The 2,139-nt window shown below is 52.7% G+C and carries 1 protein-coding gene; it reads right to left on the bottom strand.

Translation table 11 applies throughout. The annotated features are described in order from the left end of the window. Nucleotides 1-482 precede the first annotated feature (482 nt). On the bottom strand, nt 483-902 hold the full coding sequence (locus XcuCFBP2542_RS18825) for a hypothetical protein (RefSeq protein ID WP_104605753.1): 420 nt from the start codon (nt 900-902) through the stop codon (nt 483-485). Nucleotides 903-2,139: the final 1,237 nt, after the last annotated feature.

The raw sequence follows: 2,139 nt of genomic DNA, 5'->3' as shown, positions 1-2,139 counted from the left end.
CGCGACGCTGCGCTGGACAATCGCCGTAGAAATTGCAGTGACATTACTTGGAACGATGTCTCCGCACCTTCGCATTTAATGACACAGTAGGACTAACGTGATATCCGCAGAGCGACAGGACGATGTTCAGGCCATCCCTTCGAATGGCAAACAGGTCCGCGGCCGAGACGTACCGCACCGGGTTCATTGCTCGATTGATGAACATGTTCAAGTGGTTGCCCACTTGGTGTTTGTTCTGAACGTGGACCAAGGCGTTAAACAGCCTTTTCCACTTCGTAATGCCCTTCTCTTAGTCGTCCACCCTCATGTCCGCAAGGATGTACCCGATCTCATCGCCTTTGAGGCCGGTCGTTGTTTCGGCCAAGACCTTACATGCGGCCTCAAGCTCAGATGCTTTGAACGGTGGGATGTGATCCATTGTCTGTAAGGCCTAACGCCTGAATTAAGCCGAGCCGCGAAGCGGCTTCGGCTTGAATGAACTGTTAGCTGTCACCCAATTCTCTTCTAGCGCTGGCGCTCCAGTCGCTGCCTGCCTTTTCAGGCTTTAAAGAGCTAAATATTTTCTGTAGTTGCCCTTCGGGCATCGCAACTCTGCTGGTGTGAAGAAGACCAGTTAGCTGCGCCACAAATGCGGCTAGCTTTTCAAGATCATTGAGGTCTTGCTGCACGGCGCCTAACTTGTGGTTGCCAATCTCTCTCGCAGTATGAATCCACAAAATAACGCGCGGCATCTTTAGCCATGCCGTGGCTCCGCTATTATCGCAGCGCACATCTTCAGCTATGGCCCGATCATAAAAGTATGCATTCTTGTAGTAGTCCGGCAACCCATGAGCGCCGACGTTTGCAGGCGTTAAATGCATGAAGTTGAGTTTAAATCTGACCTTTCCGTCTAGCGCAGCCATTAAGTTAGACCTTGCTTGGTCTAGAGCTACGAAATCGTGCGGCTGCAGGTCGTTTTCCTTATTGCTGTGCCTGGCAAGAAGGTGAACCGTAGACCTCCACATTATTGATAAAACGCACCTCATTGAGCCGTCATCAAGTACGGGCTCTGGCGTATTTTCTGTTGGATCGCGAACTGCTTGCCGAAAAAAGTTTTTGCTAAAGTGATTCTCAAGCTTGCTAAATCGTTGCTCGCAATCCCTGCAGAGATATGGACCCTTGTGTCCGTCCTGGGTCCGCATCCTCGGATTTTCCGTAGTCCTGAGATAACCGGTCGGAGATGTGTCTTTTAGCCACGTAAAGATAAACTTAGGTATTACGTGAGAGTTCTCAATTGGGGGATTTTCCCCGCATAGTAAGCAACGCATTGCGCCGATCTCCACGTGGCAGCTAACGCCTGAATTAAGCCGACCCGCGAAGCGGGTTCGGCTTGAATGAATTGTTAGGCTACTTGCACTGAACCTCAACGGTCACTTGCCTAGAACTGCCGCCCCGCCAAGCATTGAAAGACACTTGATTGGTGTCCGACTCATTGGACATTGAGTAGCCATTTGGGCATAGCTCGTTGGCTTTGGTGATGCATTGTCCCTTGTCGTCGCCGCAGTCCATGAAGTAGCGCTGCGAGCCATCAGGTGTGGCCATCTTGACAGGCTGGACGCCGCAACCAGCTACGACCCCCACTGACAGAAGCAAAAGTACCTTTTTCACGCGCAACTCCCCAGTTGTAAAAATGAAGCGCCAAGATCTTAGAAAAGTAGCCTAACGCTTGAATTAAGCCGAGTTGCGAAGCAACTTCGGCTTGAATGAGTTGTTAGGCAGTGAGTGGCCGCATAAGTTGGCTGTTGCAACCATGCTCCCCAGCACTGCCGCCTGAGCCAAGTGTGCCACAGGTTGTGGGGCGGAGCTTGCCCAGCAGTGCAGCGGCGCGTGGTACCACCGAAGCCAAGCGCAATGAGCGCGGCGCGGCAACGACGGACAAGGGCGAAGCACTGAACTTACCGCACCCCACAAAAGTGATGACTGTTGCCCGGAGCCAACCGCATGCACGCCTGCGAACTCACCGAAACGGCAACCACCAACGCATTTGCTCCACCACTGCCTAACAACTATCCTGATTAGCCCCATTCCTCAGCCGGTAGTTGCAGGATTTGCGACGGGTCGGCTGGACAATGGCCCCACTTGAAGGCAACGGAGGTGGGG

The sequence above is a fragment of the Xanthomonas cucurbitae genome, from assembly GCF_002939885.1.
Lineage (GTDB): Bacteria > Pseudomonadota > Gammaproteobacteria > Xanthomonadales > Xanthomonadaceae > Xanthomonas > Xanthomonas cucurbitae.
This window is presented reverse-complemented; position numbering and strand designations above follow the sequence as displayed.

Excerpts from the sequence above, each read along its gene's own strand:
- XcuCFBP2542_RS18825 (WP_104605753.1), bottom strand. The coding sequence starts at position 902 with ATGGCTGCGCTAGACGGAAAGGTCAGATTTAAACTCAACTTCATGCAT.